Source organism: Thalassospira sp. MCCC 1A02898 (assembly GCF_001618185.1).
Classification (GTDB): domain Bacteria; phylum Pseudomonadota; class Alphaproteobacteria; order Rhodospirillales; family Thalassospiraceae; genus Thalassospira; species Thalassospira tepidiphila.
Map to the genome: position 1 here is coordinate 94,066 of NZ_LPXK01000013.1, position 12,607 is coordinate 106,672.

10 protein-coding genes are annotated in these 12,607 nt (G+C 54.5%); 4 read left to right on the top strand and 6 right to left on the bottom strand.

All coding sequences use genetic code 11. The features are described 5' to 3' along the window. The first annotated feature begins 75 nt into the window (after positions 1-75). The 3 genes from parC to AUQ41_RS17090 all read left to right on the top strand — a co-directional run bounded on the left by parC (position 76) and on the right by AUQ41_RS17090 (position 4,475). Entirely contained in the window at positions 76-2,319 is a 2,244-nt protein-coding gene (gene parC / locus AUQ41_RS17080) for a DNA topoisomerase IV subunit A (RefSeq protein WP_063089430.1), read from the top strand. Between the two features lie 237 nt (positions 2,320-2,556). Next, positions 2,557-3,102 (top strand): TRAP transporter small permease subunit, encoded by a 546-nt coding sequence (locus tag AUQ41_RS17085; RefSeq protein ID WP_063089431.1) that lies wholly within the window; start codon positions 2,557-2,559, stop codon positions 3,100-3,102. After that, positions 3,102-4,475: a TRAP transporter large permease subunit gene (locus AUQ41_RS17090; RefSeq protein WP_063089433.1), complete on the top strand. Its 1,374-nt coding sequence runs from the start codon at positions 3,102-3,104 to the stop codon at positions 4,473-4,475. The genes AUQ41_RS17085 and AUQ41_RS17090 overlap by 1 nt, the downstream gene beginning before the upstream one ends. Before the next feature lie 147 nt (positions 4,476-4,622). On the opposite strand, the gene AUQ41_RS17095 is transcribed toward AUQ41_RS17090, so the two are convergent. The 4 genes from AUQ41_RS17095 to motA form a co-directional block, all read right to left on the bottom strand. Then, positions 4,623-5,717 carry a TRAP transporter substrate-binding protein gene (locus AUQ41_RS17095; protein WP_008891137.1) on the bottom strand — a complete coding sequence of 365 codons (1,095 nt, stop codon included), beginning with the start codon at positions 5,715-5,717 and terminating at the stop codon, positions 4,623-4,625. A 184-nt stretch (positions 5,718-5,901) separates the two neighbouring features. Next, complete coding sequence (locus AUQ41_RS17100) at positions 5,902-6,642, bottom strand: arginyltransferase (protein ID WP_063089435.1); 741 nt, start codon at positions 6,640-6,642, stop codon at positions 5,902-5,904. A gap of 119 nt (positions 6,643-6,761) precedes the next feature. Continuing rightward, positions 6,762-7,736, bottom strand: coding sequence for a flagellar motor protein MotB (locus AUQ41_RS17105; RefSeq protein ID WP_063089437.1), 975 nt, complete (start codon positions 7,734-7,736; stop codon positions 6,762-6,764). Between the two features lie 40 nt (positions 7,737-7,776). Then, positions 7,777-8,631, bottom strand: coding sequence for a flagellar motor stator protein MotA (motA, locus tag AUQ41_RS17110; RefSeq protein ID WP_063089439.1), 855 nt, complete (start codon positions 8,629-8,631; stop codon positions 7,777-7,779). Positions 8,632-8,887: 256 nt separating this feature from the next. On the opposite strand from motA, the gene AUQ41_RS17115 reads away from it, so the two are divergent. Further along, complete coding sequence (locus tag AUQ41_RS17115) at positions 8,888-9,370, top strand: flavin reductase family protein (RefSeq protein ID WP_008891133.1); 483 nt, start codon at positions 8,888-8,890, stop codon at positions 9,368-9,370. Between the two features lie 91 nt (positions 9,371-9,461). Here AUQ41_RS17115 and AUQ41_RS17120 read toward each other — a convergent pair whose 3' ends face one another. Together AUQ41_RS17120 and AUQ41_RS17125 are read right to left on the bottom strand one after the other, a co-directional pair. Beyond that, a complete protein-coding gene (locus AUQ41_RS17120; protein ID WP_063089440.1) occupies positions 9,462-10,682 on the bottom strand; it encodes a threonine ammonia-lyase in 1,221 nt (406 codons plus the stop codon). A gap of 354 nt (positions 10,683-11,036) precedes the next feature. Next, positions 11,037-12,524, bottom strand: a complete 1,488-nt coding sequence (locus AUQ41_RS17125; RefSeq protein ID WP_063089442.1) for an aldehyde dehydrogenase family protein — start codon at positions 12,522-12,524, stop codon at positions 11,037-11,039. Between the last annotated feature and the right edge of the window lie 83 nt (positions 12,525-12,607).

Genomic DNA, 12,607 nt, shown 5'->3' on the forward strand with positions numbered 1-12,607 from the left:
GCCAATAACGTAAGGTGTTCGGGTTCGAACGCACTTGCACATGTCCATTTTGACAAGCAACAAGAAAAATCGTTCATGAGCACCAAGACTTCCGATCCGGCCAGTGCCGGACAAATCCGGGAAACCCGGCTTGCAGACGCGCTGAGCGAACGATATCTCGCCTATGCGATGTCGACAATCATGTCGCGTTCCCTGCCTGATGTGCGTGATGGCCTTAAGCCAGTGCATCGTCGTCTTCTTTACGCCATGCGTCAGCTTAAACTGAACCCGGAACAGGGGTTCAAGAAATGTGCGCGTGTTGTCGGTGACGTGATCGGTAAATATCACCCGCATGGTGATCAGTCGGTCTATGACGCGCTGGTACGTCTGGCACAGGATTTTGCGGTTCGTTATCCGCTTGTTGATGGTCAGGGCAACTTCGGCAACATTGACGGCGATAACGCAGCCGCCATGCGTTACACCGAGGCCCGCATGACAGCGGTTGCCGCGGCGTTGATGGATGGCCTTGACGAAGATGCCGTTGATTTTCGCCCGACCTATGACGGCGAGGAAAAAGAACCGGTTGTGATGCCGGCTGCTTTCCCGAACCTTTTGGCCAATGGGGCCTCGGGTATTGCCGTGGGTATGGCGACCAACATTCCGCCGCATAATGCCGGTGAGCTTTGCACGGCACTGATCAAACTGATTGATGATCCGGAAACCTCGATCGCGCAGCTTGTGCGTTGCGTGCCGGGTCCGGATTTCCCGACCGGTGGTGTTCTGGTCGAGCCGCGTGAAAACATTCTGGAAGCCTATGCGACCGGGCGTGGATCATTCCGCCTGCGTGCGAAATGGGAAGTCGAAAAGCTTAGCCACGGTCTTTATCAGGTCGTGATTACCGAAATTCCCTATCAGGTTCAGAAAGCCAAGCTGGTTGAACGTATCGCCGATCTGATGGTGGCAAAGAAATTGCCGCTTTTGAATGATGTGCGCGATGAGTCGACCGATATCATTCGTCTGGTTCTGGAACCACGTACCCGTGCGGTTGAGCCGGAACACTTGATGGAAATGCTGTTCAAGAATACCGAACTGGAAATCCGGTTTGGTTTGAACATGAACGTTCTGGATGGCGACAACACGCCACGTGTGATGAACTTGCGCGAAGTTCTGCGCGCATTCCTCGCACATCGTCAGGACGTTTTGATCCGTCGTTCCAACCATCGGCTGGCCAAGATCAATCATCGCCTTGAGGTGTTGGAAGGCTATCTTGTTGCCTATCTGAACCTTGATGAAGTGATCCGGATCATCCGTTTTGAGGATGAGCCGAAAAACGCCCTGATGAAGGCGTTTGACCTGACCGAAGTGCAGGCCGATGCGATCCTTAACATGCGTCTGCGGTCGTTGCGCAAGCTCGAAGAGATGGAAATCAAGAACGAGCATGCCAAGCTGACCGAAGAAAAGCAGGGCCTTGAAGCACTTCTGGCCAGCGAGAGCCTGCGTTGGGAGAAAATCCGCGACGAGATCGAGGTGATGCGTGAAAACTTTGGCAAGAAGACTGCCATTGGCAAACGCCGCACCGAAATTGGCGATGCACCGGAAGAAATCGAAGTTCCGCTGGAAGCATTGATCGAACGTGAACCGATTACGGTCATCTGTTCGAAAATGGGCTGGGTGCGTGCGCTTAAGGGCCATGTTGCTGATATCAGCGACCTGAAGTTCAAGGATGGTGACGAGCATCGCTTTGCGCTGAAGGCATTCACCACTGACAAGCTTCTGATCCTGTCGACGGCCGGGCGTTGTTACACCATGTCGTGTGACAAACTGCCGGGCGGGCGTGGTCATGGGGAGCCGATCCGTCTTTCCATCGATCTGCCGCAGGAACATGACATTGTTTCGATGGTGGTGCACAAGGAAGGCCGAAACCTTCTGGTGGCAAGTTCCGGTGGACGCGGCTTCCTGGTTGCCGAGAAAGAAGTGGTTGCCCAGACCAAAAACGGCAAGCAGGTGCTTAACCTTGGAACTGGTGAAGTTGCCAAAATCTTCCTGCCGGTTGAGCAAGATCATGTTGCCGTTCTGGGCGATAATCGCAAATTGCTGATTTATCCGGTTTCGGAAATTCCGGAAATGACGCGTGGCCGCGGTGTGATCCTGCAGAAATACCGTCAGGGCGGGCTTTCGGACCTTATCTTGTTTAACCTTGAAGAAGGTCTCAGCTGGACGATGGGTGGCAGCGAAGGTCGTACCCGCACAGTCACCGAATTGGCCGAATGGATTGGCAAACGGGCCGGGGCAGGGCGCCTGCCGCCAAATGGCTTCCCGCGGTCCAACAAGTTTGAATAACGGGTGTTAAAACGCCTTGATAAAAGCCGGGTGGTGCCAAGCCATCCGGCTTTTTCTTTGCCTGAATGACGAAAATTGATGCACTACCTGTGATTTGTTGCATTTCCCGGCAGAAATGGCCGAAATTCGGTGCAAAAGATATAGCGTTTTCGGTGGTTAATCTGTAACTTCCCAACCTGTTTAACAGGAAGCCCGCAATTTTCCTGTGAGATTCAAAAAAGGGCTTGGGAGTGAAAAGTGAAGTTTCTGGGAAATTTCGTCCGCGCCGTCGACAGTCTTAATGACTGGATCGGACGCGGAGTAGCCTGGCTGGTGATCCCCATGGTGGTGATCACATTTTTGGTGGCAACGTTGCGTTATGGCTTTGCGGTCGGCTGGGTGTCGATGCAGGAAAGCTATATGTGGCTTTACGGCATCATGTTCATGGTCGGCGCGGGTTACACGCTGCTGCATGGGGGGCATGTGCGTGTTGACGTTTTCTATCGTCCGGCATCTGCGCGCTACAAGGCATGGGTAGACCTTTTTGGTTCCCTGTTCCTGCTTGCGCCAGTGGTTATCATGATCCTGATGTACAGCTATCCTTACGTTGTCACGAGCTGGCACCGTCTGGAAGGATCGCATGAAACCGGCGGGCTTCCGGGACTGTTCCTGTATAAGTCTGTGATTTTGGTCTTTGGTGTCCTGATGCTGCTGCAGGGGCTGTCTTTGGCAGCGCGCAGTGTTCTGGTCCTGACCGGTCACAAAGAGTTTGAAATCAAAGAAGAAGAGCACGAGGGCGTCTGATGACGGGGGAAATTCTTAGCCTGGTGATGTTCGCCGTAGCTTGCGGTGTGCTTCTTCTTGGTTTTCCGGTTGCTTTCTCACTTGCAGGCACCGGTCTTGCTTTTGCGCTTATTGGCAACGCCATGGGCACATTCGATATGCCGCTTCTGGGCTCTTTGCCGTCACGCTATTTCGGTGTGATGACCAACGAGCTTTATGTTGCGATCCCGTTATTCGTGTTCATGGGCGTGATGCTTGAACGCGCACGGATCGCCGAGAAACTTCTGACCACCATGGGCATGCTGTTTGGCACCATGCGTGGCGGCCTTGGTATTTCGGTCGTGATCGTCGGTATGTTGCTGGCTGCATCCACCGGTATTGTCGGTGCGACGGTTGTGACCATGGGCTTGCTCAGCCTGCCGGCGATGCAAAAAGCCGGTTATGATCCGAAACTGTCGACCGGTGTGATCTGTGCATCGGGTACGCTGGGTCAGATCATTCCGCCGTCGATCGTTCTGGTTCTGCTGGGTGATATCCTGCAGGGGGCCTATGCCGAAGCGCAGCGTGCGCTGGGCAACTGGGCACCGGAACCGATTTCGGTGATGGATCTGTTTGCCGGTGCCTTCATTCCTGGAATTATGCTGGTTGGGCTTTATATCGGCTGGATCATCATCAAATCCCTGATTGATCCGAAATCAGCACCCGCACTGGTCGAAGGCAAACGCCCGGCAGGTCTTTGGGGTGAAGTGCTGCGTGCATTGCTGCCACCGGCATTGCTGATCGTGGCGGTTCTGGGCTCCATCCTGACCGGGATTGCAACGCCGACGGAATCCGCGGCATTCGGCTCGGTCGGTGCGACCATTCTGGCTGCGTTCTATCGCCGTCTTGATATGCCTGTGCTGCGCCATGTGGTGCGCCAGACGGTTCAGGTCAGCGCGATGGTGTTTGTCATCCTGCTGGGGGCGTCGGTGTTCTCGCTGGTGTTCCGTGGTCTGGGTGGTGATCATCTGGTTGAAGAACTGCTGCACAACCTTCCGGGTGGTGTGTTCAGTGCGATGCTGGTCGTGATGTTGCTGATGTTCGTCATGGGCTTCTTCCTCGACTTCATCGAAATCGTGTTTGTTGTGATCCCGATTGTTGGCCCGATCCTGCTTAAGCTTGATGTCGATCCGGTCTGGCTGGGTGTGATGATTGCAATCAACCTTCAGACCAGCTTCCTGACACCGCCATTCGGCTTTGCGCTGTTCTATCTGCGCGGTGTGGCCCCGGCGGCGATCAAGACGTGGGATATCTATCGCGGGATTGTTCCGTTCGTGGTTATCCAGATGCTTGGCCTGTGCCTTGTGGCTGCCTTCCCGTGGTTGGCAACCTGGCTTCCGAGCGTTCTGTTCTAAGAACGACAGCGACATATCATCAAAGAAAAAGGCACCCGTGATGGGTGCCTTTTTTTATGTCTGTGATCCGCGCTGATCAGATCGGAGCAGGCAAATAAAAAGGGCTGGCATTTGCCAGCCCTTTGTCGTTTTCCGAATTCGGAGAACTTAGTATTTGAACGGCAGGACACGTGCCTGTGCGAATGCCGCTTCCGAGAATTTCGACCATGCGATCGACTGGGTACGGAAGGCGATAAGGCTTTCGAAGACTTCCTGTGACAGCGGGTTCGACGAAACCAGATCACGCAGAACTTCGCCCGACAGTTTGCCAAGGCCGGTCAGAATGTCGTCAGAGAACGGACGAACATCAACGCCATGCTTGTTACGCAGGGTGTCGAGTGCCTGAACGTTACGTGCGGTGAATTCGGACAGAACCATCTGGTTCACAGCGCGGTTTGCCTGCTCGACAATGGCTTTCAGATCATCCGGGAGTGCATTCCATGCATCCAGGTTGATGAAGTTGTCGAGAACGGTCGCCGGCTCGTGCCAGCCCGGATAGTAGTAGTATTTGGCCGATTTATAGAGACCAAAGGCCAGATCGTTATACGGACCAACCCATTCGGTTGCGTCAATCGCGCCCGACTGAAGTGCCGGCGGAATTTCACCACCCGGAAGGTTCACAACGTTGGCACCAGCAGCTTTGACAACTTCGCCACCAAGGCCCGGAATACGCATTTTCAGACCTTTATAGTCGTCAATGGTGTTCATTTCCTTGTTGAACCAGCCGCCCATCTGGGTGCCGGTGTTGCCCGACGGGAAGAACTTACAGTTCAGTTCCGCATAGACCTTATCGGCCAGTTCCTGACCGCCACCCCACTGGAACCATGCATTCTGTTCCTGTGCGTTCAGACCGAACGGCATTGCTGCGATATATTGGGTCGCGTCGACTTTGCCTTTCCAGTAGTAAGGCGCGCCGTGGCCCATTTCGACGGTGCCGTTGCCAACAGCGTCGATGGCTTCGAATGCCGGAACAATTTCACCTGCGCCAAAAACGGTAACTTTCAGGCGACCTTCGGATGCCTTGGTGATGTATTCAGCAAGAAGGTTTGCGCCGGTGCCAAGGCCCGGAAAGTTTTTCGGCCAGGTGGTGACCATCCGCCATTCGCGGACGTCCTGGGCAATTGCCGGTTTGGCGAAAGTTGACGCGGCAGCAGCAGTCGCACCTGCTACGGCAGCGCCGGAAAGAAATTGGCGACGTTTCATTGGTTACAACCTCCCAAAGATGCAAGCTCATGATTTATCTGTAAAAGCTGGATGATCAGCTTTGAGACGAAGCTTATATGCGTCTTTACGGGCAGGCAACCGAGGATCGAGTTGTTGTATGGTACTTTAGTCTAATTGGGGAAAGTGGTTCGCGCAATTGGTGCAGAACGCGAACTTTTACAGCTTAGTCGGCGTCGCTATCGGCGTCTTCCATCGAGATCCACTGACCGTCGCGGAATCCTTCAAGGGGCTGGAAGCGCATCTTATACGACATCTTGCGGCAATCGCCGATCCAGTAGCCGAGATAGACATGCGGAAGAGAGAGCATTCTGGCTTCGTCGATCAGATCAAGCACGATGTAAGTGCCCAGTCCGCGACGGTCTTCTTCCGGGTCAAAGAAGCTGTAAACAGCAGACAGTCCGTCGGCCAGAATATCAACCAGCGCCACAGCAATCAGGCTGTCATCATCCCGGCGATATTCGAAGATCGAGGTTTCCACAGTGCTGTCTTCGATCATTGCACGGTAATCACGGGCATCCATGCGCGCCATGTCACCATTGCCATGTCGGGCATCCTGATAGGTGCTAAACAGCTGATATTGTTCCTGTGTCGCGGACGGGGGCATCACCTTGCGGACAAGATCACTGTTTCTGTTTTTGATGCGGCGGAAAGACCGGCTGGGTTCGAACCCGTCACAGCGGACCCGAACCGGAACGCAGGCATTGCAATCGCTGCAGGCCGGCAGATAGGCGATGGAGTGGCTGCGGCGAAAGCCAGCACGCGACAGAAGATCATGGACGTTGTTGGCCTCGGGCCCGCGCAACTCCGTGACCAGTTTACGTTCGAACCGGCCGGGCAGGTAAGGGCACGGCATCGGTGCGGTCATAAAATAGTGCTGTGTCAAGCGCCGCTGATTAACTGTCATTTGATCCGATCAGTCCCGGTCACATCAAAGAGAACTATTCTATGAGATTAGGTGTTGTTTATGACAGTTTAAAGGCCTGACGGTCAAAAGGGCACCGATTTCTGTTGCCGGATTTCAAATCACCGTTGTGACGGAACCGAGAAGGTCGGGCGGCGCTGGTTTTCACCCTGTGACGGTTGTTGTGCAGGCGATGGTGCCGGGCCAGCGGGTGCTGCACCTGTCGGTGCAGTTTGTCCGTTTTGGCCAGCTTCGCCGGTGCCTTCAAGCCCGGAACGTTCGCCGGTACCACGCAGCAGGGTGATGCTGATGCGGCGGTTGCTTTCATTTTCCGGTGCCTCGGGCAGGAGCGGGTCGGTATCCGACAGACCGGCAACCTTGGCAAAGCGTCCGGTTTCAAGCCCCATGTCTTCAAGCGCACGACGGGTCGCCAGCGCACGATCGGCTGACAGTTCCCAGTTGGAATATCCGTCCGTGCGGTTGAACGGCACGGCATCGGTATGGCCTTCGATCGAGACATCCTGTGGCATGTTTTCAATCACGCCAGCGACCTGTTGCAGCAGAAGGCGGGTATGATCGGCCATGGCGGCACTGCCGCTCGGGAACATGGCGGTGCCGTCTTCGTCAAGGATCTGGATGCGAAGGCCTTCATCGGTGTTTTCGATGCGGATGTTCTTTTCAAGGCCCTGAAGTTCCTCGTTGGCTTCGATTGCCTTCAGGAGTTCTTCCTGTGCCTCGTTGAATTCCTGTTCTTCCACCTGGGCAACACGGATGGCTTCGCGTTCTTCCGGTGTTTCGACCGGCGGGATTTCCATGCTGATGGATGGTGATCCGAATTCGGAACGCAGCGCACCTTCTTCGGCCAGGCTGGTGCCGCCCAGTAATCCGCCAGAACCCGATTCATTTTGCGAGATGGTTTCGGGCGTGAAATACATCGACACGCCTTGCAGTTGTTCCTCGGTCGCGCTGGAAAGCAGCCACAGCAACAGGAAGAATGCCATCATCGCCGTCACAAAGTCGGCATAGGCAACTTTCCAGGCACCACCATGATGCCCGTGCCCACCTTTTTTGATCTTTTTTATGACGATATCGGGCATTTGCTGCGTTGTCCTCTAAACCAGATCTTTTATCGGAAAATCAAGCCGTGGGCGCGTCTTGCAGCGCTTCGTCAAGCTCTTTGAAGCTGGGTCGAAGATTATGCGGGAGGGTTTTACGGGCGAACTCCACCGATACCTGCGGGGCATAGCCCTGCATGTGACCAACCAGGGCGGCTTTGATGCAGCTGTAATATTTGCCGTCTGCGTCCACAGTATTCTTGATGATCGATGCGGTCGGGCCGACAAAGCCATAGGCACCAAGAATACCAAGGAAGGTACCGACAAGGGCCGCTGCAATCAGGCCACCAAGAATTTCAGGCGGTTCTGTCACCGAGCTCATGGTAACGATAACGCCAAGAACAGCGGCAACAATGCCAAGTGCCGGAAGGCCGTCACCAGCCGTTTGCACAGCAGAGGCAACTGCGTGTTCTTCTTCGTGATGGGTTTCAAGTTCCTGATCCATCACGGCTTCAAGTTCATAGGCGTTGGTCGTGCCAAGGGTGAGCAGGCGCAGATAGTCGCACATGAATTCCATCGCATGATGATCTTTCATCAGCATCGGGAAACTGGAAAACAGACTGGAGCTTTCCGGGTTTTCAACGTGGCTTTCAAGCGCAAGATCGCCTTTGGATTTCGCAAGACGGAAGATCGCATAAAGGCAGATCAGGAGTTCCAGATAGGCGGCCTTTTTCTTCGGGCCTTTCATGGCGCGAATGGTGTAGGTGAAGGATTTCTTCACGATGCCAAGCGGGTTGGCAGTCAAATAGGCACCAAACGCAGCCCCGAAAATGATCAGAACTTCAAGCGGTTGCACAAGAATGCCAAAGTCGCCATGCGGCAGATAGCCACCCAAGACAGAGCCGACTACGACGATATAACCAATGATCAAGAACATTCTTTTTTCTTCTCCGCTACCCCAAGCCAGATACCTGAACGATCAACCCCGAGTTCATCGAAACATCTGCCTTCTGCGGCAGTGCAGAACGTGTTTCTGATATCTATATGCTCTTATTAAGTTTTAATCTTATTAACATCGCGTTTAAATTAGCTGCGAGTTAGGTTTGACAGCGCGGTGAATAGACGCCATTTTCCCCAAGCTCCATTCGGGACGCGTCACCCATCCATATTGGTATACGAGAGCTTCCTTCAATATGTCTTTCTCTGCGCGCGATTTTCGCGATTGCCTTGGTCAATTCACAACCGGCGTTGCCGTTGTAACCACCCGCGCCCAAGATGGCGCAAAAGCGGGCATTACCATCAACAGCTTTGCCTCGGTGTCGCTTGATCCAGCGCTGGTTTTGTTTTCGGTTGATCACCGTGCGGCGACTCACGCGCTCTTCACGGGGGATGCCAAACGATTTTGCATCAATATCCTGAGCCAAAGCCAAAAGCAGGTGTCCGAGCTGTTTTCAGCCCCCGGGCAGGATGGTTGGGACAAGGTCGCATATGAAGATGACAGCCTTGGCATGCCGCGCCTCAAAGGCAGTGTTGCAGCCCTGACTTGCGAACGTCACGCCCTGCATGAAGGCGGTGATCACAGCATCATCGTTGGTCATGTTCAGGAACTGGTGATGGGCGAAACCGGTGCGCCGTTGCTGTATTATGGTGGGCGGTATCGCACGCTGGGTGAATAACTTTGTCAGTTGCGATGTGATGTAGTTCACAAAAGAAAAGGGCCGTGGTGAAACACCAGCGGCCCTTTGTCGTTTTTAGATGCAGGGGGCCCTAGTCGAGGGACGTGTTGCCAAGCAGGCGGCCACCGAATCCTTCCTTGATCAGGCGGTCGATCACCTGTTGCCCATGCTGTGTGTCGCGCACTTCAAGCACCATGTCGACATCGGTCTGTTTTGCCGGGACATCATAGAAATGACGCTGGTGATAGACTTCAATGATGTTAGCGTCTTCTTCGCCGATCAAGGCACTGATCGTTGAAAGTGCGCCCGGCACATCCGGAATTTCGATCCGGACACGAACAAGGCGGCCTTCACGGGCCATGCCGCGCATCAGAACCTGTGCCAGCAGGCGGGTATCAATGTTGCCGCCACTGATAATCAGGCAGACTTTCTTACCCTTGAAGCGATCCGGGTGATCGAGCAGGGCGGCAAGCGGGGCCGCACCGGCACCTTCGACAACGCTTTTCTCGATCTCGATCATCATCTGGATGGAGCGTTCGATCGAGCTTTCTTCGACCAGAACGACGTCATCGAGTTTTTCCTTGCAGATTTCAAGCGTCAGGCCGCCGGGCTGTTTGACAGCGATGCCTTCGGCAATGGTGACGCCACCGCCGGTGAATTCTTTGCCGTGTATGCCTTCATACATGGACGGGTAAAGCTTGGTCTCAACCCCGATCACTTCGATGTCGGGCCGGCGCGACTTGATCGCGGTGACGACGCCCGATGCCAGTCCGCCACCGCCGATCGGCACGACAACCGTGTCGATGTCTTTGTTTTCATCAAGGATTTCGAGCCCGACAGTGCCCTGGCCTGCGATGATATGTGGATCATCAAACGGATGGACGAAGGTCAGGCCGCGTTCTTGCTGGATGCGGCCGGCGGCCTCAAGGCTTTCGGCAAAGACGTTGCCGGTCAGAACAACTTCGGCACCGTGTGAGCGCGTGTGGTGAACCTTGGTGTAGGGGGTGTTTTTCGGCATCACGATGGTGGCCGGAATACCAAGTCGTTTGGCGTTATAGGCAACACCCTGTGCGTGGTTGCCAGCCGATACGGCGATAACACCTTTTTCGCGTTCTTTGGGAGTCAGGCTTGCCAGTTTGACATAGGCGCCACGTTCCTTGAACGACGCGGTATATTGCTGATTTTCAAGTTTCAGATAAACATCCGCCTGGCAAATGTTTGATAGCGTTAAGGATTTGACCAGTGGGGTTTTCGCAACAATGCCTTCGAGCAAGCCCGAGGCGCGAACAATATCGTGATAGGAAACAGTCATGATTTCCGTACTCCTGCGGCCATCCGCAATCTGATGCGATGGCTATAGTAATATTTTATGGCGTGAATAGCGGTATTAAACCGGTCCTGTCATCCGCAGATGACAGGGATCACATTCGCAGGTCGGAAAAACCCATAATCATGGCGATCACACCGGCACGAAGAGGCGGGCAAGAGTGTGATGCGGGGATGTCAGTAGCTGCAGACATAGCCATGTACTTTCCGGGTTTCGATGAGTTTGAGAAACGCACCTTTGCGGATTGCGCGCGCAAGGTCAAGCATCGGAAAAGAAAAACCGGGTTGCGTCACGTGCAACCCGGTCTTTTGAAATCAATTGTGTCAAGCGACAGACAGGTTATTCCATGTTCAGGATAATGGTCTTCTTGTAGGTGAAGTGTTCGAGCATGCTTTCAAGCGATGCTTCCTTGCCCAGACCGGAAAGCTTGATACCGCCATATGACAGGTTCGGCTGGACAACAAGGTTCTGGTTGACCTGAACGAAACCGGCTTCGAGGCGCTTGGTGGCAACAAGTGCAGTTTTAAGGTCCGTCGTCCAGACCGTCGCCGCCAGACCAAAGTCGCTGTCATTGGCAAGTTCAAGGGCCTCTTCAAAGGTTTTGAACTTGAACACGCAGGCAACAGGGCCAAAGATTTCTTCACGGGCAATCCGCGCATTCGGATCGACATTGGTGAAGATCACCGGACGGACAAACAGGCCATCGGAAAGGGTGCTGTCGGTGGGAAGGGCGCTTAATTCATTTTTGGTCGCACCTTCTTTTTCGCCGACTTCGATATAGCCACAGACCTTGTCGAACTGTTTGCGGTTGATGATCGTGCCGATGTCGGTTTCTTCATCCAGCGGATCACCCATTTTAAGGGTGTTGACCTTATCAATCAGGCGTTTGACGAATTCGTCATGCAGGCTTTCATGCACCAACATGCGTGACGCCGCCGTGCAGCTTTGCCCCTGACGGGTGAAGCGCATGCCACCAATCGCACCGGCAATCGCCTTATCAAGGTCGGCATCACCCATGACGATCATCGGGGATTTGCCACCCAGTTCAAGGGTGACCGGAATGAGTTTTTCGGCAGCTGCGCGATAGACCGTGCGGCCGGTTTCAACCGATCCGGTGAAGGAAACCTTTTTGACATCCTTGTGTTCAACCAGCGGGCCGCCACAAGACGGGCCAAAGCCCGACAGGATGTTAAAGACGCCAGCCGGGAGAACTTCCTGCATGATCTGACACACGCGCAGAACCGCAAGCGGGGTGTCTTCGGCGGATTTGACGACGACTGCGTTACCGGCAACCAGTGCCGGGGCAACCTTGATCGCCATCAGCATCATCGGAACGTTCCACGGAATGATCGCGCCGACAACGCCAACGGCCTCGCGGGTGGTCAGGGTCATCATGTTCGGGTTAAACGGAACTGTTTCACCTTTAAGCTCGGAAGCCAGTCCGCCGAAAAAGACGAACATATCGGCCAGAACCGATGCCTCAACCCGGCTTTCGGTGCGAAGGGCCTTGCCCGATTCAAGGGCGACCAGACGTCCCAATTCCTCGGCATGTGACATCAGGATACGACCGCATTCGGCCAACAGCTTGCCGCGTTCACGCGCCGGGCGTTCGGTCCAGTCCTTCTGGGCGGCCTTGGCGGCGGCGACTGCAATCGCGACGTCATCGGCGTCACCGTCGGCTGCCTGACCGATGACCTTGCCCGTGGCAGGATTAAGAACATCAAAGGTTTTGCCGTTTTTCGGGGCGACAAGTTTACCGTTGATCAGATGATAACCGGACAGCTCCTTGGCCAGAACGGATGGATCAAGGATCGGATCGATGGGCATTTCAGGCTCCCTGTGGGTTGGCGTGCATCTGCGGTAAACCGCGCGGGGCGCACGATATTGGTTATTTGGTATTGGTTTACCAA

Bases quoted from the DNA above. Each gene is read 5' to 3' on its own strand.
- parC (WP_063089430.1), top strand. From the start codon at position 76: ATGAGCACCAAGACTTCCGATCCGGCCAGTGCCGGACAAATCCGGGAA.
- AUQ41_RS17090 (WP_063089433.1), top strand. From the start codon at position 3,102: ATGACGGGGGAAATTCTTAGCCTGGTGATGTTCGCCGTAGCTTGCGGT.
- AUQ41_RS17095 (WP_008891137.1), bottom strand. From the start codon at position 5,717: ATGAAACGTCGCCAATTTCTTTCCGGCGCTGCCGTAGCAGGTGCGACT.
- AUQ41_RS17100 (WP_063089435.1), bottom strand. From the start codon at position 6,642: ATGACAGTTAATCAGCGGCGCTTGACACAGCACTATTTTATGACCGCA.
- AUQ41_RS17105 (WP_063089437.1), bottom strand. From the start codon at position 7,736: ATGCCCGATATCGTCATAAAAAAGATCAAAAAAGGTGGGCACGGGCAT.
- motA (WP_063089439.1), bottom strand. From the start codon at position 8,631: ATGTTCTTGATCATTGGTTATATCGTCGTAGTCGGCTCTGTCTTGGGT.
- AUQ41_RS17115 (WP_008891133.1), top strand. From the start codon at position 8,888: ATGTCTTTCTCTGCGCGCGATTTTCGCGATTGCCTTGGTCAATTCACA.
- AUQ41_RS17120 (WP_063089440.1), bottom strand. From the start codon at position 10,682: ATGACTGTTTCCTATCACGATATTGTTCGCGCCTCGGGCTTGCTCGAA.
- AUQ41_RS17125 (WP_063089442.1), bottom strand. From the start codon at position 12,524: ATGCCCATCGATCCGATCCTTGATCCATCCGTTCTGGCCAAGGAGCTG.